General features: G+C 47.3%; 17 protein-coding genes. 13 read left to right on the top strand and 4 right to left on the bottom strand.

From position 1 onward, the window contains the following. Window positions 1-2: 2 nt before the first annotated feature. Both recG and J2Z28_RS25700 read left to right on the top strand, forming a co-directional pair. The gene (gene recG / locus J2Z28_RS25695; RefSeq protein ID WP_211084863.1) at window positions 3-2,048 is read left to right on the top strand and encodes an ATP-dependent DNA helicase RecG; all 2,046 of its coding nucleotides are present in this window, start codon (window positions 3-5) and stop codon (window positions 2,046-2,048) included. A gap of 115 nt (window positions 2,049-2,163) precedes the next feature. Next, window positions 2,164-2,451 (top strand): stage VI sporulation protein F, encoded by a 288-nt coding sequence (locus J2Z28_RS25700; RefSeq protein ID WP_036614589.1) that lies wholly within the window; start codon window positions 2,164-2,166, stop codon window positions 2,449-2,451. 536 nt (window positions 2,452-2,987) lie between these two features. On the opposite strand, the gene J2Z28_RS25705 is transcribed toward J2Z28_RS25700, so the two are convergent. Together J2Z28_RS25705 and J2Z28_RS25710 are read right to left on the bottom strand one after the other, a co-directional pair. Beyond that, window positions 2,988-4,568, bottom strand: coding sequence for a response regulator transcription factor (locus J2Z28_RS25705; protein ID WP_211084865.1), 1,581 nt, complete (start codon window positions 4,566-4,568; stop codon window positions 2,988-2,990). An 8-nt stretch (window positions 4,569-4,576) separates the two neighbouring features. Continuing rightward, entirely contained in the window at window positions 4,577-6,385 is a 1,809-nt protein-coding gene (locus tag J2Z28_RS25710) for a sensor histidine kinase (protein WP_211084872.1), read from the bottom strand. 131 nt (window positions 6,386-6,516) lie between these two features. On the opposite strand from J2Z28_RS25710, the gene J2Z28_RS25715 reads away from it, so the two are divergent. The 9 genes from J2Z28_RS25715 (at window position 6,517) to glsA (ending at window position 17,515) form a co-directional block, all read left to right on the top strand. Continuing rightward, entirely contained in the window at window positions 6,517-7,848 is a 1,332-nt protein-coding gene (locus tag J2Z28_RS25715) for an ABC transporter substrate-binding protein (RefSeq protein ID WP_211084874.1), read from the top strand. An 85-nt stretch (window positions 7,849-7,933) separates the two neighbouring features. Then, on the top strand, window positions 7,934-8,812 hold the full coding sequence (locus tag J2Z28_RS25720; RefSeq protein ID WP_211084879.1) for a carbohydrate ABC transporter permease: 879 nt from the start codon (window positions 7,934-7,936) through the stop codon (window positions 8,810-8,812). Next, a complete protein-coding gene (locus tag J2Z28_RS25725) occupies window positions 8,809-9,645 on the top strand; it encodes a carbohydrate ABC transporter permease (protein WP_076328020.1) in 837 nt (278 codons plus the stop codon). The genes J2Z28_RS25720 and J2Z28_RS25725 overlap by 4 nt, the downstream gene beginning before the upstream one ends. 13 nt (window positions 9,646-9,658) lie before the next feature. Continuing rightward, on the top strand, window positions 9,659-11,212 hold the full coding sequence (locus tag J2Z28_RS25730) for an alpha-L-rhamnosidase-related protein (protein ID WP_211084880.1): 1,554 nt from the start codon (window positions 9,659-9,661) through the stop codon (window positions 11,210-11,212). A 544-nt stretch (window positions 11,213-11,756) separates the two neighbouring features. Next, window positions 11,757-13,409, top strand: a complete 1,653-nt coding sequence (locus J2Z28_RS25735) for a LytS/YhcK type 5TM receptor domain-containing protein (RefSeq protein WP_211084913.1) — start codon at window positions 11,757-11,759, stop codon at window positions 13,407-13,409. A gap of 10 nt (window positions 13,410-13,419) precedes the next feature. Next, entirely contained in the window at window positions 13,420-14,220 is an 801-nt protein-coding gene (locus J2Z28_RS25740; protein WP_211084886.1) for a LytR/AlgR family response regulator transcription factor, read from the top strand. Between the two features lie 180 nt (window positions 14,221-14,400). After that, the gene (locus J2Z28_RS25745; protein WP_036675050.1) at window positions 14,401-15,636 is read left to right on the top strand and encodes an L-lactate MFS transporter; all 1,236 of its coding nucleotides are present in this window, start codon (window positions 14,401-14,403) and stop codon (window positions 15,634-15,636) included. Window positions 15,637-15,951: 315 nt separating this feature from the next. Beyond that, entirely contained in the window at window positions 15,952-16,434 is a 483-nt protein-coding gene (locus J2Z28_RS25750) for a GNAT family N-acetyltransferase (RefSeq protein WP_211084888.1), read from the top strand. A 139-nt stretch (window positions 16,435-16,573) separates the two neighbouring features. Continuing rightward, window positions 16,574-17,515 carry a glutaminase A gene (glsA, locus tag J2Z28_RS25755; RefSeq protein ID WP_036614565.1) on the top strand — a complete coding sequence of 314 codons (942 nt, stop codon included), beginning with the start codon at window positions 16,574-16,576 and terminating at the stop codon, window positions 17,513-17,515. 216 nt (window positions 17,516-17,731) lie between these two features. Here glsA and J2Z28_RS25760 read toward each other — a convergent pair whose 3' ends face one another. Together J2Z28_RS25760 and J2Z28_RS25765 are read right to left on the bottom strand one after the other, a co-directional pair. Then, on the bottom strand, window positions 17,732-18,073 hold the full coding sequence (locus J2Z28_RS25760) for a YolD-like family protein (protein WP_062835342.1): 342 nt from the start codon (window positions 18,071-18,073) through the stop codon (window positions 17,732-17,734). After that, window positions 18,070-19,314 carry a DNA polymerase IV gene (locus J2Z28_RS25765; protein ID WP_211084890.1) on the bottom strand — a complete coding sequence of 415 codons (1,245 nt, stop codon included), beginning with the start codon at window positions 19,312-19,314 and terminating at the stop codon, window positions 18,070-18,072. The genes J2Z28_RS25760 and J2Z28_RS25765 overlap by 4 nt, the downstream gene beginning before the upstream one ends. 330 nt (window positions 19,315-19,644) lie before the next feature. On the opposite strand from J2Z28_RS25765, the gene J2Z28_RS25770 reads away from it, so the two are divergent. Together J2Z28_RS25770 and J2Z28_RS25775 are read left to right on the top strand one after the other, a co-directional pair. Then, the gene (locus tag J2Z28_RS25770; RefSeq protein WP_211084892.1) at window positions 19,645-19,887 is read left to right on the top strand and encodes a hypothetical protein; all 243 of its coding nucleotides are present in this window, start codon (window positions 19,645-19,647) and stop codon (window positions 19,885-19,887) included. A 284-nt stretch (window positions 19,888-20,171) separates the two neighbouring features. Next, a complete protein-coding gene (locus J2Z28_RS25775) occupies window positions 20,172-22,397 on the top strand; it encodes a hypothetical protein (protein ID WP_211084894.1) in 2,226 nt (741 codons plus the stop codon). The last annotated feature ends 23 nt before the right edge of the window (window positions 22,398-22,420 follow it).

The raw sequence follows: 22,420 nt of genomic DNA on the forward strand, positions 1-22,420 counted from the left end.
ACATGAAATTGGAAGAAATATCAGTTAAGCAAATTAACGGCGTGAGTGCTCTCAAAGAGGGAGAGCTTCACGCCTTTGGCATCTCTACTGTTAAAGACCTGCTTGAATATTATCCGTTCCGTTACGAGGATTATCGTCTGCGTTCACTTAGTGAAGTGAAGGATGGGGACAAGATTACGGTCCAGGGACAGGTGATGGGTATTCCTGTATTACAACGATACGGTAAAAAGTCCCGTCTTACCTGTAAGATCATGACGGAAGAGTGGATGATTACAGCCACCTGGTTCAATCGCCATTTCCTCAAAGAACAACTTACCCCCAATCGGGAGATTGTGATTACGGGAAAATGGGAACAAAAACGCATGCAGATGACAGTGACTGACTCGGAGTTCCCCGATAAAGGCGATGGGCGTTCAGGCACACTGCAACCTGTATATTCGGTAACCGGCAAGCTGACGCAACAATGGATGCGGAAAACGATCAATCAAGGATTAATTCAATTCGGAGATATGATTCCTGAGATTCTGCCTCAGTCCTTGATGAAGAAATACAGTTTGATGCCTCGTAAACAAGCGATTGCGGGAATCCATCGTCCACAGGACAACCGGGAAGGTCAGCAGGCCAGACAGCGGATGGTGTATGAAGAGCTGTTTCTGTTCCAGTTGAAAATGCAGGCTTATCGTGCGTTGAACCGGAATCGCATGGATGGCGTGGTACATACCACGGACAATACAACGATTCGTGAGTTTGTACGCAGCCTACCGTTTGAACTGACAGATGCTCAGAAAAAGGTGGAGCTTGAAATTCTGCATGATATGCGTTCGCCCTATGCAATGAATCGGTTATTGCAGGGTGATGTCGGATCGGGTAAAACGGTTATTGCGGCAATTGCGCTATACACGACTGTTCGATCTGGGTTCCAAGGGGCTCTGATGGTGCCTACGGAGATTCTGGCGGAACAGCATATGCGCTCACTGCAAAAGCTGTTTGAACCGTTTGGGGTAACCGTAGGGCTGTTAACGGGCAGTGTAAATGGACGCAAACGTAAAGATCTGATCGCCTCATTGCAAATGGGCATGATTGATATCGTGGTGGGTACACACGCCCTGATTCAGGAAGATGTTTTCTTCCGTGATCTGGGTCTTGTGGTGACGGACGAGCAGCATCGCTTCGGGGTGAATCAGCGCAGCGTTTTACGACGCAAAGGATATAATCCGGATGTGTTAACGATGACGGCTACGCCAATTCCACGGACACTTGCGATTACGGCTTTTGGGGATATTGAGGTATCCACGATCTCAGAGCGTCCGAAAGGACGGATTCCAATCTCCACGTATTGGGTCAAACACGATATGATGGAGCGGGTGCTCGGGTTTATCTCCAGAGAAGTGGATCAGGGCCGTCAGGCCTATCTGATCTGTCCGCTTATTGAAGAGTCGGAGAAACTGGATGTGCAAAATGCCATTGATCTGCATGTGCAGATGCAGCAGAACTTTCCAAAATATCGTGTAGGTCTGCTGCATGGACGGATGACGGCTGCGGAGAAAGAAGAGATGATGCGTGACTTTTACAGTAATGATATTCAGCTGCTCGTCTCTACCACCGTTGTGGAGGTTGGGGTCGATGTGCCGAATGCCACGTTAATGGTCATTATGGACGCGGACCGCTTCGGTCTTTCCCAGCTGCATCAGCTTCGTGGTCGGGTCGGTCGTGGTGCGCATGCTTCCTATTGTGTACTCATTGCTGATCCGAAGACTGAGGTTGGACAAGAACGTATGAAGGTCATGACGGAAACGGAGGATGGATTCGAGGTATCCCGGCGTGACCTGGATCTCCGGGGTCCGGGTGATTTCTTTGGTACCAAACAGAGCGGACTACCCGAGTTCCGTCTTGCCGATATGGTTGCCGATTTTGCTGTGCTGGAACAGGCCAGAGATGACGTGACCCACTTAATTGAGGATGCGACCTTCTGGACCTCTATGGACTATGCACCTCTGCGTGATTTCCTGCAGGAACAGCAAGTATTCAAGGGTGATCTGATTGACTAATGTTTGCCATAATAGCTGGTTTTTCGTATTACCTTTGTAAAAAAAGACAAGTGTACAAGCCCTCCCGACATATGAATAAGAAGTGAGTTCATTCTTTTGGGAGGTGCTATACGTTTTGGGTTATCAACAATATGGAATTAGTCCGCAGCTGGTGGAGCGGATCAAATTAAAGATGAAAAATCCCGCTGTCAAAGAGCGTATCAAAAAGTTGATTGATGGTGTGACCAAGTCTGATCTGCAAGATAAGGCCAAGGTCAGAAGGTTGGTCAAGTCTTCGGCAGTCATTATGAATGAGAATTTCTCTCCGGCGCAGGAGGAGCAGTTTGTTGCTTTTGTGCTCGCGCAGAAGATTGATCCGAACAATACGTTTCATTTGATTAAGCTGTGGGGGATGTTTAGGTAGGGATTCGATGTCATGTTGGGTTGGGTAAAGAGCGTTGTTTACACGGGGGCACTGCGATGACAGAATAACCTTCCGAGCGCTGTTATCCCCGGATTTTTTTGAATCCCTTTTCTAAAGGGTGAAATACGGGGATAAAGGCGCACGCTTCGCTTCTTTAGGTTATTTCTGTCCTCTCCGTTATTGTGTAAATTGATATATTTTACAAAACCAAATTACATCGAATGTTTATGAAGTAATTTTAGTGGGTGGGGCGTTCTATAAGTCAGGAAGATGACTTATGGAACGCTCTTTTGATTGAATAACCAGGGACAAGCCTTGTGGTAATTACTTGGTTGAATATTCGTTGTAGTTATCGAAATGACCCATGACCTTGCTTGTGTTACCGCAAAAACAAAGTTTTCATTGAGTATGTTATGTTGGTTAAATCGACCATCTTAGTACTTGCGAGCTTCAAGGAATATGGGCTGATGGAAGAAGGCTAGTACCTGCCGAATGATCGCTAAGAACCACAACAACGAAAACAAGGAACTGGGCCATCATGCATGGCCTGGTTCCTTGTTGTTTGCGGTGAAGGATTTGTGTTGCTTTCGGTATTCCTCTGGAGTCCAACCGGTCAATTTTTTAAACACCCGAAAAAAATATTTTGGATTGTCGTAACCTAACTGTTTGGCAACCCGGTAGATTTTATCGTCTGTGCTCGTTAAGAGCTGCTTGGCTTGTCTAATCCGTAGTCGGTTTACGTAATCAGTGAAGTTCTCGGATGTCTTTTCTTTAAATAAATGACTGAGGTAACTCGGGTTCAGGTAGAACAGGGACGATACCCATTCCAGCGTTAAATCCTTGGTATAGTGATTATCGATATATGTCCTGACGTTGTCGATCACTTGATCTGATGCGTAGAGGTTGTCTTCCTTAAGCAAAAAAGCTGTTCCCGTCAGCACCTTTACCATGTAATGCCTAATGCACTCCATATCAAACGAGACGTTCAGGACGGCCTCCAAGCTGGAAGAGGCGCTACTGTTACCTCCGTTCTGGATATAGTTACTCAGCAGCCGTTTGGTTTCGTTGATAATGTCTCTGCACTGCTCTTTCAGGTGGGCAAGCAAAGCGTCAGGCTGGCGTATGTAGAAAGCAAAGAAATCGGTGATGAGCTCTTCCACCTTCGGCACATTCCCGCTCTCTATAAAAAATAACAGTTCATACGTTCGAGCCCACTTCAGTTGATGTAAAGGAATTTGCTCCCGTGAAAATATGTAACATTTGCCAAAATCGGTAATGGCTCGTTCGTCCAACGCAAGGATCGTTTGATGATGAGCTTCTCGGACCCCACCAATACCTGTATGAGGCAAGCTGATCCCCACACAACAATCCGTAGTTTCGGATTTGGTCAAAATGATACTCGCAGTTTGTTCCGCCATTTTCTGCAAATCAAGCTGGCCTGAGTAATCCAGATCATGCATTAGGAAAAACAGTACCTGATCCGTTTGTGGATGAGGAATGTACAGGCCATTCGAAAAGGTAGGTAGTTGCTGTGCTGTAAGCGGTTGAGGACCATAAATCGTCAATAAAATGAACTGGTCAGATGCCATGATGGCGGCAAATTCCGCAGAGCGGAACACAGGTGTTTTGATGGATGAATGGGGAGCCAGTACATAATTCAGGAAGGCTTGCATGTCTGCATCCCTTTTCATCTGCTCCGTTTCTACTTCTCTTAGAACGACTTCCCGCTGAAGAGAGCGCTCCTGTTCGATGGCTTGGATGGCTTGGTGGAGCGTACCGTGGATCTCTTCCCGGCTAAAAGGCTTCAGCAGGTAATTTACAACTTTCGCAGAGATTGCCTCCTGCATATAATCAAAATCGGTATGTCCGCTAATGACAATTAACTTGATGCGCGGATATTGCTGGCATACTGTCCTGATCAGCAGCTTGCCGTCAACCTCAGGCATGCGCATGTCCGTAAAGATAATGTCCGGCTTGAACGACTCAATCAAAGCCAAGGCATCTGCGCCGTTATCTGCTTCGCCTAGGAGTTCAAGCGAGTGCTCAAAAGTCCCGATTTTTTTCAACAAACCTTTGCGGATCAAGGGTTCATCGTCCACAACGATATACGTGTACATCTCTTTGGTCACCTCTTTTCCCAATTGGCCGGAATTTCGAGTGTAATTCGAGTTCCTGTATTCAAATCGGTATGAAACGAAAGGCCGTAACCCTCTCCGTAATACAAAGTAATTCGTGAATGCACGTTTTTGATGCCGATGCTTTGTTTATGCCTTTGACCCATGGCGACGAATTCAGGTGGCTGCTGGAGCAATTGTCGAAGTTCTTCCGCTTGCGTTGAGGACATGCCCACGCCATCGTCCCAGATCTCGAACACGATGCTGTCCCCCTGCAACAAACCGGTAATGGTAACGGAACCCTTCCCAGGTTTGTTCTCCAACCCGTGATAGATGGCATTTTCCACGAGTGGTTGCAACAGAAGTTTCAGCATGCGACGACTCCGAATTTCCGGGTCCAAATTCAGGTTGAACGTGAACTTGTCACCATACCGAATCTGCTGGATGGCCATGTAGTTTTCTACATGCTGAATTTCTTCGCTGACCGCGACCAGCTCGCTGTCCGTTTTGATGCTGTAGCGGAACATGTCCCCGAGTGACTTTGTCATCACCACAATACTCTCAACTTCTTCGATCTCGGCAATGCTATTAATCGACTCCAGCGTATTGTAGAGGAAATGGGAGTTGATCTGTGCTTCCAATGCCTTCATCTGGGAGTCCAGCATGAGGATTTTATTCTGGTAACTCTCTCGGATATGCGTATCGATATCTTTCATCATTTTGTTGAACTCATGGTAAAGGATTCCAATCTCGTCGACTTGCCTCGTTACTTGAGGCTTGATGGTCACAAAACGATGAGATTTGGTTTTGCGCATCAGTTTGGTCAATTCGATGATGGGTTTGGTGATCAGATTGGACAAGAAAAAGGAAAGTAGAAGGAAAATGACGGCACAACTTATGGCCACGTATAACAGCAACTTTTGCGAGATGTTGTACTCCTCATACAGCCGATCCATAGAGATGTTGGCAATCACGTTCCAATTGCGGCCGGGAACCTTCTGGATTACTGTCATCGTGTTATCTTGGATGGATTTGTACTGTGAACTGTTGCCGACTTGATGCGTTGCCGCAGCCAGAGTATCGGAGAGAGGAGTGCGAACTCTACTTCCGTCGCTGGAGTACAAGATCTCGCCAGCGTCGTTCGCTAGATATAGATTGGACAAGCTTGGTGCCGGATTACGTTTTAGACCGTCAAAAATGTTCATACTGCAATCCAGCATAAACACGCCTAGGAACTCGTTATTGTTGGGATCGTAGAGAGCTCTGGAGAAGCCAATGGATTCCTTGGCGTTAATGATGTAAGGTTTGACGCCAACTTCACCAATATACAAATCGCCTTTACGCTGGATCGTATCCAGATACCACTCATCGCGAAGTGCGACATAATCGAGGCGTAGGTCAGTGCCGCTACTGCCATAACTTATCCATTTGCCATCAGGTGTGAAAAGGTACAAACCATTGATGTAATTGTAACCAAGCAGAATGTTTTCAAAGATCAATTTCAATTTGCTGCGGATCATGAAGATTTCATATTGATCGTTGGTACCGTTCAACTTGATTAGTTCATCACTCACAGTGCTGTAAGCGGTTGCATTGGAAGACTGCTGAAGGAGTGTGACGGAGATCCGGTCGATGTTCTGCAAAATTTCCTCCATGCTCTTGACCGAATTGCCTATAGTTGTCGACGTCACGAGGGAGGTCTGCTCATTCACCAGCTTCGTGTAACTGCGATAGGAACTGACAGAAACAACGATAATTGGCACGATCGATACGAGGACGAGGACCAGAAAAAGTTTAGTTTTGATGTTGAACAGAATCATACGTGCTCCTCCCGCCATTTGTCAATTCTAAAAATAGTGCACCATACGAGCCAAAGCAAATGCACTTTTGCCAACAGTATGATGAGAATGTGCACAAAGCAAGAATAAACATGAATCGGGGGAATGACAAGATGAAAAATAGAAAACGTTTGTTGCCTTTTAATTTGGTACTCCTCATGATGTTTCTGAGCGCATGCAGCTCCGGTAGTCAGGAGGGGAGCGGTACGGATACTAGCAACGGGAGTTCAGATGAATCAGGAAAGCCGATTACATTGACGATGATGCTATCGGGAAACAAGGCGTCTGATGGAGAGGATTTCGAGTTGGAAACCTTGCCGCGTCTGGTAAAAGAGAAGTTTCCGAACATTACCCTTGAAGTGCAGAAATTGCCTGATGATCAGTACAATACATCCGTACGTACCAAGCTTGCGGCTGGACAGGGGCCGGATATGTTCTTGATTTTTCCAAAGAATGCAGCTGGCGGCGTCAATGATTTCGCAAAGGCAGGATTTGCTGCCGATCTATCCGATATGAAGTTCTGGGACAACATCAGCCAAGGTGCGAAGGCAGATATGTCCTATGAGGGAAAACCTTATGGAGTGGCCAAAGGACTAGACTTCCTGGGCGTTTATTACAACAAGGAGTTGTTACAGCAGGCCGGATATTCCGAGTTTCCGAAGGATTGGCCTTCGTTCTTGGAGTTGTGCCAAAAGTTGCAGGCTGCGGGCGTAACTCCAATTGCGATGGGGGATAAGGACCCTTGGATGATCCAATTCGGTATGTACCCGATTTCGGCCAATGTTGTCTATCCAAATGAGATGGATTTTGATGTAAAACTCCAGAACGGCGAAAAATCGCTGACGGATCCAAAGTGGATTCAAACCATATCGAAATACAAAGAGCTTTATGATAACAACTACGTCGTTAAAAACTCGCTTGGCATTGGCAGTGCCCAATCTGCGCAGTTGTTTATCGACGGGAAAGCAGCCATGACCTTTACGGGAACATGGGATTATGCCTCCATGACATCCAAAGGCGCTGCCGAATTTACTCGCGGATTTGCCTCATTGCCAGGTAACGAGCCGGAACAGCCGGTGTTTGTGTCTGCTGCAACATCTGCTGGATACGCTTTGAACGCCAAATCGGCAAACCTGGATGCAGCCAAAGAAGTACTGAACTACCTGTTCGATGGTGAATCCGATCTGTTCAAAGCATTTGTGGAAGCCAACAGTTCCATCAGCGTGTATAAGGACGTAGAACTTGAGAATGAATTGTTCAAGGAAGTGAATGACAACTATCAACAAACTGGAAATTCCGTCTACTTCAGCAACCAGATGTGGCCAGCCGGAGTATCGGACGTCATGCAGGCAAAGTTTGCCGAGATTATTGCTGGACAGAAAACAACACCAGAAGATGTGGCAAACGCCATGGAAACCAAGTTCAGAGAGCTGTGGAAAAACTAGAACAAAACGATGCTGTCTGCTGTAAAGGGGAGAATGATTGTCCTTCTTCCCTTGCCGCAGGCCCTCTTGGAAAGGATGGAGGAGGATGAGCTCTACTGTAATGAAAAAGTCCATGTACTGGTTTGCTTTGCCGGCATTGATCTTCTACCTGACCTTCTGGATCTTCCCGATCCTGCGGTTGTTCCAGTACAGTATAACGGACTATAACGGGTACGCCCAAGCCTATAACTATATCGGTTTCGACAACTATAAGGAATTGTTCAAGAGCGACATCCTGGGCATTTCTTTAAAAAATACACTGATCTATACGTTCGTCACCGTCATAGCTGGCAATATCATCGGTTTGGCAATGGCATTGCTGTTAAACATGAAAATAAGAGGAACCGGGATTTACCGTTCCCTGGCGTATATTCCCACATTGTTCAGTGCGATTGTCGTCGGCTTTTTGTGGAGCTACGTCTATATGCCGGATTACGGGCTGATTTCTTCCTTTCTCGATAAAATGGGTATCGCAAATGAACTGAATTTCCTGGGTGATTACTCGACCGCACTGTATTCTATTATCTTCGTGGAGATCTGGAAGACGATCGGAACGACAATGATTATCTTCCTTGCAGGACTACAGACTGTTCCAAGCGACCTTTTGGAAGCCGGACGGATTGATGGCTGCGGCTCATGGAGATTGCTACGACATGTGAAGATTCCATTACTGGCAACAGCGATTACAATCAACGTGACGTTAAGTTTGATCAATGGACTCAAAGCGTTCGACTTCCCGTTTATCATGACGAATGGCGGTCCCGGCACGGCTACCAACACGCTGATTTATACCATATACAAGATGGCATTTACCGAACAACTCTTTGGTAAAGCTTCGGCTCTTGGTGTTATTTCCTTTGCCGTGATTATCGTCATTACCGCTGTTTTTGTCCTGAAAATGAACAAACGGGAGGTGTCGGCATGATGCTTCGTAAAGTTTTGGGGAAAGGGTCCGTTCAGGTCGTTGTGTTGTTGGTGATGGCGTTAAACCTGATTCCGTTAATTATTGCCTTTTCGACATCACTCCGAGATCCAAGCAACAACACAAATCCGCTGATCCTGTTCCGGGAGATGTCCTTTGCAAGTTACAAGGCTGCCTTCGACCGCATGCACTTTCCGGAAGCGCTATGGAACAGCGTGGTGTTAACCGGTGTATCGGTCGTGTTCGTTGTCCTGTTTGCGGCGATGGCGTCCTACCCGATGGCCCGTTTGAAGACAAAGCTAAGTAAGTTCATGTATTTGTTTTTTTTGTCCGGACTCGTGGTACCTGCGCAAATGGTATTGATACCGATCGTGCAAATGATCAATGCGCTGCATATCCCAACGAATCAATATACGCCTATTTTCATGTTTATTACGTGCAGTCTGCCGTTTTCAACTTTCCTGTATACGGGTTTCATTAGAAGCGGTGTGCCTGAGGAGGTAGAAGAAGCGGCGCACATCGACGGGGCGGGATTATTCCAACGGTTCTGGACCGTCGTGTTCCCCTTACTCATTCCGGTAACGGTTTCGGTCATTATTACACAAGGTGTCTGGATCTGGAACGATTATTTCTTCAATATGATCTTTATTTCCAGCGCAGGAGATTCACCGTTACCACTGGCCATGCTCGGATTTTTGGGCGATCAGCAAAATCCCACGCAGTGGAATGTCCTGTTTGCAGCGTGCTTTCTGTGCGCACTACCGTTGCTGCTGGCGTTCTTGTTCCTGCAAAAATATTTTATCGGTGGTATGACCGTTGGAGCGGTCAAAGGTTAAGGAGGACACTGCAATGAATGAAAAAGTGATAAACACAGCCTGGCTGGAGATGGCCCAAGGGCTGATGTCGGAGCTTTGCCAGCAAAAGGTCTATCCGGAACATATCGTGAGCGCAGTTCCGGATGCGGCGGCTTTTCAGGGATGGCGTATCGAGTCGCTTGGCCCAGCGGAGCACTTGTCCGATCAAGTGCTGTGCAAGGGAGACAGTGTTATGCTGGATTTCGGGGAGCATCTCGTCGGTTATCTGACCTTGTCGCTTCTTAACGAGCGCAGTAATGCAGATGCACCTCTCAGGTTGAAGCTCACTTTTGGAGAAATGCCCTGTGAGGTCGGTGAGGATTTTGCAGAATATTCGGGTTGGCTTAGCCGTTCATGGCTTCAGGACGAGATCGTGAATGTGGACGTGTTACCTGGCACGCTAACACTGGACCGTCGGTATGCCTTTCGGTATCTGAAAATCGAGGTTGTAGAAACGTCGATCCGTTACGATATACGAATTAACGATATATATTGCATGACGGTGACTTCAGCGGACATAGGGGCAGTACCTCAATTGCCTGAAGGTATCGACACGGAGTTGCTGGAAATAGATCGCGTGTCCGTGAAGACACTCCGGGATTGCATGCAGATGGTATTCGAAGATGGACCGAAGCGCGATCGACGTTTATGGATCGGAGATCTTCGCCTTCAGGCCCTCGTCAATTATGAAACATTCGGCTGTAATGATCTCGTCAAGCGCTGTCTGTATCTCTTTGCCGGAACGAGATTAGAGGGAGGTCAGGTAGGAGCGTGTTTGTACGAACAACCGGAACCGTACGTGGACGACATTTACCTATATGACTATGCGTTGTTCTTTATTGCGACATTATGGGACTATTTTGAAGCTACCAAGGACAGGGAAACGCTGGAAGAACTTTGGCCGGTGGTTCGAGAACAGATTGACATTGCGCTAAGTCGGCTCGATGAGCGGGGCATCGTAAGGGATGACGATACGTGGTATTGTTTTCTGGACTGGCATGAAGAATTAAATAAACAGGCGGGTGCTCAGGCAGTTCTTATCTATAGTATGAAAAGGGGAAAGAGGATTGCCAAAGAACTAGGGCTGCCGGAGTATGAGGAATGGATTAACGCACACATCAAAGAAGCTGAGCAAACAGCCCTCACATATCTGTGGGATGGTGAAAAGGGCTTTTTCGTCAGTGGTGAAAAAAGACAGATATCCTGGGTATCGCAAGTGTGGATGGTTCTGGCTGAGATCATGGATGCTCCTGCCGCTCGGCAATTACTAGATCGGTTAACGGGTAACGGAGAAGCTATTGGCATGACCACGCCGTACATGGTTCATCATTATGTTGATGCATTGCTTATGTGTGGGGAAGAGGAGAAGGCACTGGAGCAGATCCGAAGGTATTGGGGCGGCATGTTAAAGGATGGAGCGGACACTTTCTGGGAGCTCTACGACCCGGACGACAAAACGTATTCTCCTTATGGCAGCAATTTGATCAACAGTTATTGCCATGCTTGGAGCTGCACACCAAGTTATTTTATTAGGCGAATTTTTTCATGAATTTTGGACTTGAGGTCAACCAGGAACGTCTGGCTGGCCTTTTTGGATTAGTTTCAGATAGTATAAAGCCTGCCAGGGCCTATTGTTTTTATTTTTATCTGTTTTTGTTCGTACCGTTAAAAGAACGAGTGGCTATTAATGAAGCGATAAATACGAATATTAAAATAAAGTTATATGGGTTTCCTTTAAGGTTGTAGACTTGAACGATGAGTGCCAGAGTTGAGATGCTTAAGATTATTCGCAGGACAATCGCCGATGAGCGATGGGGAATAATTGGAATAACATGACAACTAATTATAACATAGGTTTTTCTGGAGTCGGATATTTCATAGAAGTTAAGGGATGAACTATAGTGTGAATGGTGTAATATAGTTGATGTATTTTCACAGGATGGACTTTGCTTTCCTCCGGGGGGAGCGGTAAACTGTTGCATACGAGCCTTATGGATTAATGTCCTGGATGTTCTTTCAAAAAGGCGTGGCTGTGTCGCTATGCATTTTATTTTCAAACAGATGTGGAGGAAGTGCGATTGGAAATGTTTACAATGCTGCTGGGTTTATTTGAACGGGCGGCGCTGTTGATTATATTTTTATTCTTTCTGTCGAGGGTGCCACGGTTTAGGCAGATTCTGCAAAAGGGGAAATTAAGGTGGCAGGAGTCTATTGCGGTTACCTTGTTATTTTGTGCTTTTGCCATTTTCGGGACATATACGGGCATTAATGTTGAAGGTTCACTGGTAAATGTGCGGATCATCGCCGTGTTATCGGGTGGTATTTTGTTCGGAGCGCCTGTGGGTATTATTACGGGTATTGTCTCCGGGGTGCATCGGTATCTGATCGATATGGATGGAGTCACAGCTATACCTTGTCTGATCACAAGTATCCTGGCAGGTCTGGTCTCTGGATATATACATAAGTACACGCCCAAGCCCAAGCGATGGATTATCGGTATTGGTGCCGGAATGATCTGTGAAGCGCTGACGATGTTATTAATCCTGCTATTTTCCTATCCCGATCCACTGGGTGCCGATATTGTCTCGCAGATTGCCTTGCCTATGATTCTGGGTGAAGTCAACATTGGGCTGATTGTGCTCTTGGTGCAGAGTGTGGAAGGGGAAAAGGAAATGATTGCAGCTCGTCAGGCGAAGCTCGCGCTGGAGATTGCAAACAAGACCTTGCCGTATTTCCGTTCGATTGATGAGGATTCTCTGCGCAAGATCTGCCGGATTATTCAGGAGGATATTCAGGCCGATGCGGTTGCAATTACGGATACCCGGAATGTACTGGCTTATGTAGGATTTGGTGAGGAACGATATCATATCGGTAATGAAATTATAAGTGAGATGACCAAGCAGACGATATCGAGTGGGGAGATTACGATCAGTAATGATGTGATTGATGAAAAAACACCCGATATCCACTCGCTGTTAATCATTCCGCTCAAAGAACGAGGAGACATTACAGGTGCGCTCAAAATCTATTATCGCAAAGCGTACAAAATTACGTATCCATTACAAACGATGGCTGTAGGTTTATCGCAGATCATCTCAACCCAGATGGAAGTATCGCGGGTAGAAGAGATCAAGGCTGCTGCCAACAAAGCAGAACTGCGTGCCTTACAGACGACCATTCATCCTCATTTTCTGTTTAATGCGCTAAATGCGATTGCATCGTCCATCCGAACCAAACCGGATCGAGCGCGGGAGCTGATTGTGAACCTATCCGGGTACATGCGTTACAATCTGGAGCTGTCGGATGAGTTAATTGATATTCATAAGGAACTGGAGCAGGTCCGTAATTATGTAGAGATTGAGAAAGCTCGCTTTGGCAGTCGACTTAACGTGATCTATGACATTGATGAGGTCGCGGTGCATATTCCGAGTCTTGTTATCCAACCGCTCGTCGAAAATGCAATTATTCATGGCATTCTCAAGGTGAAAGGACCCGGGACTGTTCGAATTCGGGTACAGGATTATCCGGAGTTTGTGCGAATCAGTGTCAGCGATACAGGTGCAGGCATCAGTGCAGATATAATTGAACGTGTTTACCATGACCGCATGCCTGGTAACCAGATCGGGCTATATAATGTGCATCGCCGGGTCAAGCTTATCTACGGACAAGGTGTAACCATTACAAGGCTGGAACAAGGAACGGATATTTTATTTGATGTGCCCAAAGGAGATGTCGTAACAAGGTGATGATGGATCAATGAGAGCTCTTATTGTGGAAGACGAGATTCTGGCGAGTGAGGAATTGAATTATTTAATCCAGGAACATAGTCAGATTGAAGTGGTGGACCGCCTTGAAGACGGGCTAGATGTACTGAAATTTTTACAGGAACAAGAAGTAGATGTCATTTTCCTTGATATCAATATTCCCTCGCTGGACGGTATGATGCTGGCCCATCATATTGGGAAATTTGCAACGAAACCCTACATTGTATTTACTACGGCGTATAAGGAACATGCAGCGGAAGCCTTTGAGTTGGAGGCGTTTGATTATATTCTGAAACCGTATGACGAGAAACGAATTGCTGCAATGCTCCAAAAGCTGGAGCTCGCATTCAAACGTGATCATGCGCCGGTGGAGCAACATGTTGAGGATGGACCAGCCACTACGGCGGACGGATCTGCTGCGCATGGTGAACTGGTACGAGAACGAGATACGAATTCCCATACAGACAGAAGAATTAATCTGCTGCGGAATGACAATATTATTGTTACGGATACGGCAGATATCTACTATGCGGAAGCACAAGAGAAAGTGACGAAGGTATATACCAAAAATGGGGAGTTCACCATGCCAGTGAGCATATCGGATTTTCACAGCCGGCTGCCACAGGATACGTTCTTTCGCTGCCACCGTTCGTACGTCGTAAATCTGTCGCAAATCCGTGAAATAGTACCTTGGTTCAACAATACGTATCTGCTCCGTCTGCGCGATTTGGAAGCTGAAGTGCCCGTGAGTCGCGGGAAGGCCAAAGAATTCAGGCAACTCATGCGCATCTAGAAGCATTTCATTCCGCATCTGATGCAACTCATGCTCAAAACGGTGTGATGAATCCCCTTTCATGTATGATTAGCTTGTGAACGCATTCATGTATATGACATCGGCAAAGGGGAGATCACGATGAAAGCAACCATTTCATCCGTTTCATCAACACCTGAATCAACATCTGCACCTACAAAAATGAACCGCTGGCTTATTGTTTTGGGGACCATCATTGTACAAATGGGTCTTGGAACCATCTATACTTGGAGTTTATTTAATCAACCGTTGTCTGACCGTTTCGGATGGGACGTCAGCTCGGTCGCGATAACTTTTTCAATTACCAGTTTTGCTTTGGCATTTGCCACATTGTTTGCAGGTCGATTGCAGGAACGTTGGGGTCTTCAGCGCCTGATCCGTGTAGCCGGGGTTGTACTGGGGCTGGGTCTTATTCTGAGTTCCCAAGTCACCTCGTTAACATTGCTGTACATTTTGGCTGGATTTGTCGTTGGTTTTGCAGATGGTACGGCGTACATTACGTCGTTGTCTAATCTGATCAAATGGTTCCCGGAGCGTAAAGGTCTGATCTCGGGGATCTCGGTCGGAGCCTTTGGTACCGGTAGTTTATTGTTCAAATATGTGAACACGGCATTGATTGGTGCCGTTGGTCCTGCTCAGGCATTTATGTATTGGGGCATTATCGTTCTGGTTCTGGTCGTTGCGGGATCATTCCTGATCCGCGAAGCGGTTGTTCGTGAACAGGCTCCGGCAAGCAAGGAAGGATCCAAACAAGTCGTAGCACGTCATGATTACACGGTGAAAGAGATGCTGCGTACAAAAGAAGCGTACATGCTGTTTGTTATTTTCTTCACGGCGTGTATGAGTGGCCTGTATCTGATCGGTATTGTCAAAGATATTGGTGTACAGCTTGCAGGTCTTGATGTAGCTACAGCTGCAAACGCAGTGGCCATGGTTGCAATCTTTAACACGGCAGGACGTATTATTCTCGGTGCGCTGTCGGATAAAGTAGGACGAATGAAGGTCATCGCTGGTGCGCTGCTAGTTACAGCCGTAGCTGTCATGACACTTAGTCTGGTTCCACTGACCTTCGGGATCTTCTTCGCCTGTGTGGCGGCCGTTGCATTCTGCTTTGGCGGTAACATTACGGTATTCCCGGCGATTGTGGCCGATTACTTCGGACTGAAAAATCAGAGCAAAAACTATGGTGTGATCTATCAGGGATTTGGATTCGGTGCTTTGGCAGGATCATTCATCAGCGCCCTGCTGGGCGGATTCCATCTAACCTTCATCGTGATTGCTGTACTCTGCGCTGTCTCGCTGTTGCTCGCACTGATCATTACCCCTCCAGGTGAAGGTCGTCGTGCTCGTCAACGTGAAAAACAGATGAACCTTAACCCTTCATCACGGGCAAGCTAAGCCAGTAAAGTGATTAATGAAACCGCGGTAAGAAGAAAAGAACAAGCACAAGATCAGCAAGGTCATGAAAAACACAGGTACAGAAAAAGAATGAGGATAATTCTTCATCTTAAAAGTAATTGAAAACAGAGCGGTCTCCAGTTGAGGCCGCTTTTTGGTATCTACAGTTGTCAGATTGCTGACTTGTTGGCCTAGCGGACCATCTGGCTGCCTGCAAGCGTGTTGCCTTGTGTGCATTCCATCATTCGCATCTGTTATACTCTAGGTGAATTCAACAAGACCAAGACAAGTTATGTACCCCAGAGGAGGCATATCATGAAGTTCATTAAATACACACAACCTGATTTTGATGATTATTATGCATTGGTTTCCAATATGGAAGTAATGAAACAGATTACAGAACGTGCACTACCTGAGCAAGAGGCGAGAACGCAATTCGAGACCATGCTGGAGTATAATGAGCGTTCCACTTGCGGACATTACCGGGTATTTAGCGAAGATGATGCCGGTGTGGCGTATGCCAAATTGATTCCGGATCAGGAGGACCCGACCAAGGCTGAGATAGGTTATATGATCCTGCCTGAACATTGGGGCAAAGGCCAAGGCACATCGATAGCGTCACGGTTGATTATTCAGGCACAAGCCGCAGGGATTGGATCACTCTATGCAGTTATCGATCCGGGTAACGCTGCTTCCCGCCGGATCTTGACCAGACAGAACTTTGTATCCACCTGGACAGGCGATTACGATGGTCTTCCCGGTGAGATTTTGGAGTTAAATCTTCAAATGAAGCGGTAAAAGAACTGTTCTGAGGGTAATCAGATAGTATAGGGCATCTTGCATGGATGCAGATGGAGCTCATTATCACCATGGGAGTTCACCCATGCACATTTCATGCAAGATGCTTGCTTATATAGAGATGTGGAGGAGATGACATATGAGCAATTCAACCATGGAACGTCTGAATGCATTACTGCCGGAGTGGCTGGAGACCAGTCGTTTGCACACCGGGCAAGGTAAGGTGGCTTCTTATATCCCGGAGCTTGTCAAAGCCTCTCAGGATGAGCTTGGTATACATATCATGGACGCCGAAGGAAACTATGTGTCAGCAGGGGATTGCGGTGTCCCATTTACGATGCAAAGTATCTCCAAAGTATTTACCCTTATTCTGGCCCTGATGGATCATGGGGAAGAAGCAGTTTTCTTTAATGTAGGAAAAGAACCGACAGGCGACGATTACGATTCGATGATCAAGCTTGAATTGGTTGAACCCGGAATCCCGTTCAATCCATTAATCAATGCGGGTGCGATTACAGTGTCCTCGCTTGTTGGAGGAGACTGTAAGGAAGAAAAATCACGCCGCATTCTGGAGTTTTTCCGCAAACTGGCGAATAATGATCAGCTGGGTTATAACGAAGAGGTATTCCAGTCCGAATCGGAGAGCGGTCATATGAATCGTTCACTTGGCTACTTTTTGAAGCACAACGGGGTCATTAAGGATGACGTTGAAGACGTGCTTGCCGTGTATTTCCGTCATTGCTCCATTGAAGTGACGTGTGCAGATCTGTCTCGAATGTCACTCGTTCTGGCCTATAATGGAACAGATCCAATTACGGGAGAAGAACTCATCCCTCGTCGCTATGTTCAGATTGCCAAAACCTTCATGACCACCTGTGGTATGTATAATGCATCAGGCGAATTTGCCATCGAGGTCGGATTGCCCGCCAAAAGTGGAGTATCCGGTGGAATTCTGACCCTTGTACCGGGACAATTCGGCATAGGTCTTGTTGGCCCGGCTCTGAATCGCAAAGGCAACAGTATTGCCGGTGTGCATTTGCTGGAGCGTCTGTCCAAGGAATTTGACTGGAGCTTTTTCTAAGAAGTTTTTCAGAAAAAAGAAGCATTACCCTTATATGTAGCCGATGAATCACATATCCGATATTTTGCTTCTTTAGAACGAAGTGAATGGTCTGGATATGTCTCGTCGGCTGCTTTTGGTATTCACCTGGAAGTGTAGGAAGACAGTCCTGCATGGCAGCGGCTATGCTGCATCTATCATGGAACATCCACAACATCGGGATGGGTATATACCCCTTCAGTCATTGGCTAGGGCCACATCTGTAATGAGGTTCATCTGAATATCCCGGGACCCATCTTCCATCAGTAGTCTGAGGGTTCGGGCAGGACGGTCCAGCCGAAGCACCTGCCCCGTGTAACGGATATCGTCATGTTCGTGAAACAACGTAATAGTGACCCTATCTCCAAGCATCATCGAGTTGCTGAGCAAACGGGACATTTCTTCCGCAGCCTGGGCATCCAGGGATGGGCGGGTACGAGGAGCAAGTTGTTCCTGATGAAGAATGTAGGCTTCCCGGTGTTCGGGGAGCATCATGCGTGAGGATTCGAAAATACCGTTTTGCTGCAATTTTTTACTCATTTATAATGACCTCCAATTTTATGAGAACGTTCATGGGCTTGCGCGGACGAGCAGAGGGAGGATGCCCGCATAATGGCGGTTTCTCCGTACCTGCGCTTGATATCATCCGTGGCACGTTCCAGTTCTCTTTTGCGTTCACGGTCATCAAACCAGGACAGCTGCACTTCGGAATCGGGTACAAGTCCGGTCAATGACACGCTGATGCGGCGGATGGGTAATCCGTCCCAATGGCGCAGGAACAGAGCTGCTGCCGCATCATATACTTCATCCGTAATGTTGGTGGGTTCATTCACCTTCATCTGGCGGGAGAAACCGGTTGGCCGATCATAATCCTGTCCGCGACATCCAACCGAGACCACATGGCCCATGAGTGATTTGTCCCGGGAACGTCGACTGACGAGTTCCGCCAGTTCAAGCAGTACCACTTTGATATCTTCCCAGGAGTCATAGTCCCGGGGCAGCGTCATCTGATGTCCGATACCCTGCTGCTGATGGGCATATGTCCCGGGTTTGACCGGGGAATCATCAATACCGCGGGCGATACGCCATAGTACCTCCCCATTCACACCCCAACGTTCTCTCAGTCGGGACAGTGGGGTCTGGGCCAGATCACCGATCGTATGGACCCCCATCTTGTAGAGATGCTGCGCCATGCGGGAACCGACCATGAACATGTCTCGCACAGGCTTCTCCCAGATGGTTGAAGGCAGATCTTTGCGAGGCAGCGTGCAGATGCCTCCAGGGACTTTTTTGGCATATAGGTCACAGGCCATCTTACTAACGACTTTGGTATCGCTGATACCGATCCGAATGTACACACCCGTCTCATCCATCACCCTCGATTGAATGCTGCGCGCAATCGTCTCGGGACTGCCGAACAGATCCAGGCTTCCGGTGACATCGAGAAACTGTTCGTCAATACTATAGGGTTCCACCAGATCGGTGTAAGACTGAAGGATGCTCGTAATATGAAGGGACACCCGAATGTACTCGGCCATCCGGGGGCGAACAACAACAACATCCGGACATTTGGCGAGCGCTTCGCCCAGTCGTTCTGCTGTCGTAATTCCATAGGACTTGGCGAGTGGACAGGCCGCAAGAATAATACCCGAACGGCGTGCCGGATCTCCCGCGACAACGAGGGGGCGGTCCTTGTATTCGGGATGTGCAGACTTCTCCACACTGGCATAGAATGACTGGCAGTCTGCCAGCATGATGACACGTCTGTCTTGGCGGGGCATAAGACTTCTCTCCTTATTCGTGATGCTAAGCTCTTATGTTAAGAAGCAATTATTTTCATTTGAACATCGACATTTAACAGTTTATTTACAGTATGGAACAAGTGTTCTTGTTTTATAAGCATATCCGACAATTCGAAATGCGGCAACCGGAATTATTTTGCAAATTGGACACAATTAGTGGTTAGCTATATTAGAGGCAGAAATTAGGAAATAAGATGTGCTTTTTTACATTTAATGTGAGAGATCCGTGACCTATGGGTGATGACCGGGCGTTCATTTAGGTTTTTGTAAAAGGGTTATAAATGGGCACAGTCCTATAGGGGGGGACTGATGTCCTTTTTTGATTTTCTGCATTTTTCAGAAAACCTTGATGTGACGCGGAATATCGCTGATGCGTTATCGGACTATAGTATCAATTTTGTAATCTTTATGGTTAATACTGTAAAAAGGTCCGCAACTTTAAATTATGACTCGCGTTTAATGGGGTATGTGTTCAAACGGCAAACGTTGCCTGTACCCGCGTTGCACATAACAATAAAGGTTCCAGAAGTGCAAGATCAGCAGGGTATCTAATCCATGCGATTCCAGCAAATATTAGCGTTTGGGAATCAGACGTATCTCAGAGGCTTCCCGGTGCTAGTTGATGGCTCTTTTTACGAATTATGGGCAGAATGTTCCATTTCATGTTTGCTTCCATCAGCCTAGATACAAATGCAGAGTCTTAGCGCTATAGTGAGAACTACACCGCTGACATCTCTACCAAGCGGACATCCGAAGCGGAATGATTCGTAAACTTCATGTTGGACCATTCGATGTTGAAGTAGGATGCATATTAGAGAGGTGAGCAATCTAAAGACATGAGCAGACAAAGACGAAGACGCTGGCTATTAACGGTATTGACAGGAGCAGTGGTGGTGACTGGTGGAATATTTGCCGGATGGCACTATATGCAACCCAAGCTCGTTACGTACACAGCGGAGAACGGCACGGAGATGAAATTCAAGACCGATGGAGACCGGTTCATGGAATACGGGCCAGATGGAACGTGGAGGGAGATGTTCGTCAAAGGTGTCAACCTGGGCGCAACTTCACCGGGGCATTACCCGGGAGAATTCCCGCTGACCAAAGAGGATTACTTGCGGTGGTTCCAGCAGATCGAGGATCTGGGAGCCAATGTAATCCGGGTATACACGGTTCACGAACCGATTTTCTACTCCGCATTAGTCGAATATAACCGCGGCCGGGAGCAACCGTTATATTTTATACAGGGCATATGGTCACCTGAAGAAGAGTTGATTGAGAAACAGGATGCCTACGCGGCCCATATTGAGCAGACGTTCAAGCAGGAGATTGAAAAGGCCGTATCTGCTGTCTATGGCGATGCGAACATTCCTGCCAAGCAGGGAGAGTCCAGCGGCAAATATAAAACAAATGCAGGAAAATACCTGATGGCCTGGCATGTGGGGACGGAATGGGACCCGGCGATGGTGGACAACACAAACGCAAAACATGCGGACGTGCCGCAGTACAAGGGAGTTCATTTCTCGGCGAGTCCAGAAGCATCACCGTTCGAGAACTGGCTCGCAGAGCTGCTGGATCATACGGCGGTCCTGGAGAAGAAGTATGGGTGGGAACATCCGATGACCTTCACCAACTGGGTAACGACCGATGTGCTGGATCATCCCGGCGAGCCGCTGTATGAAGAGGATCTCGTCAGTGTGGATGCCCGACATATTCAGCCGGAGGCGTGGCAGGGAGGTTATTTTGCAGCCTACCATGTGTACCCGTATTACCCGGATCTGTTCCATATCGATCAAACACTCCAAACCATCAAGGATGAGAACGGTGAGTACAACACGTACAAAAGTTATCTGCGCAAACTAAAAGCCGAGTTTTCCGATATGCCTGTAATGATTACAGAGTATGGCGTACCCTCTTCTCTTGGTATTTCCCATCTGGGTATGGGTGGACGGAATCAGGGTGGACATAACGAAGTAGAGCAGGGAGATATTGACGCGTCACTGACGCAGGATATCTATGATGAGGGGTATTCGGGAGCCATTGTGTTCATGTGGCAGGATGAATGGTTCAAAAAAACATGGAACACGATGCCACTGGAAATCCCGGCTGACCGCCGTGCATATTGGCTGAACGTACTGACAAACGAGAAAATGTTTGGCCTGCTTGCCATGGACCCCGGTAAACAGGAACAGTTGACCATCGACGGATCACTGGATGACTGGGATGATCTGAAGGATGAAGAGGTCAAGACCTGGCAGGGCCAAGTGGACGGTATTCAGGAAATGAAGATGACCCATGATGAAGCTTATCTGTATATTGGGCTGACCTTGGATCAACCTTTTGACCCGGAGAAGACAGTGCTGCGAATTGGGACCGATACACTTGCTGGAGGCAGTCTGCCTGACAAATTACTCCCGGGCCGGACGCTCAGTGATGGTCTTGAGACGGTGATTACACTGGGGCAGGATGAAGAATCACAGGTGGAAATTGCCAAGGATTATGACTTTAATCAGCGTTTGTACGGCAAAGAAGGATACGACATGCTGCCAGATCAGCAGTCAGACTCCGCAGATCCGTTCCACCCATGGAATCTGGCAGTCAGCCTGAGGATGACACCGCCAGATACCCGATCTGCTCAACCGTTCATGAATGAAAAGGTCGGAACATTGAAGCGAGGAACGACGGCTCCCGGCCAGCCCGATACGGATTCATTAACGGCATGGCAGTATAACGGCAATCAGGTGGAGATGCGAATTCCCTGGATGCTGCTCGGGTTCGGTGATCCGAGTTCGCTGCAAGCGATCGACTATGGACCGCTCAAGAATGGACGTGAGTTCTCCACAGTTGCTGTGGAAGGCGTTGCCCTCATTCCGTGGTTAACGGACCGCGCCACGAAGAACGTATCTTGGCCTGGGGGTGAACAGACGACCCTGGACCTGAAGACTTTGCCGGTATATAGCTGGCAGCCTTGGGAGCAGGTGCAGTATAGTGAACGGCTGAAGCTAAGCTACGAAAAAATGAAGAAGAGCTACGAAAAAATTCCTAGTTTTAAGATCGAATAAATGAGTATAAAGGAGGACCTTTT

Origin of the sequence: Paenibacillus xylanexedens (assembly GCF_017874615.1) — a bacterium.
Taxonomy (GTDB): domain Bacteria; phylum Bacillota; class Bacilli; order Paenibacillales; family Paenibacillaceae; genus Paenibacillus; species Paenibacillus xylanexedens.